The following is a 428-nucleotide window of genomic DNA, read 5'->3' as shown; positions in this document are numbered from 1 at the left end:
ACCATATTATCCAGCGAGCGTTTCACCAGCGCCTGGGTGAGCTGCTGGTTTTCCGCACTGGAGCTGTTATCACAGCCGGTCAGCGCCAGCAAAAATATCCCCGGAGTAAGAAATTTCAGAATATGCGCCGTCATCCGTTATTCACCACGCAGCGAAAAACATATTTAGGGGAAAATCTATGATCTTCTGCCTTACGCCCATTCAAAAGCGGAGAAGGGAAATCTGACTCTCGAAACATGGTCAGGGCATACTGATAATCCCCGCCCGGATAGCCCCTCTGTACCTTCCTGTCGCCGCTCTCCGGTCCCTGTGGGTTATCAACCGGCGAGTGCGCATAGTAGTCCGCCGCATACCAGTCATTAGCCCACTCCTGGCCACTTAGTCCCATGTCATACAACCCCAGTGGATTGGGGGGATATTTCCCGACC

Annotated in this window: 1 protein-coding gene; it reads right to left on the bottom strand. The window is 53.0% G+C overall.

Annotation, left to right across the window (positions count from 1 at the left end):
• Nucleotides 1-130: 130 nt before the first annotated feature.
• The coding region (locus tag ACU8YC_RS28515) for a formylglycine-generating enzyme family protein (protein WP_446896455.1) at nt 131-428 on the bottom strand (298 nt) is incomplete at its 5' end.

It is taken from the genome of Citrobacter sp. VF227 (assembly GCF_052950715.1).
Note: the sequence above shows the minus strand (reverse complement) of the source record. Positions and strands in the feature narration are given on the sequence as shown.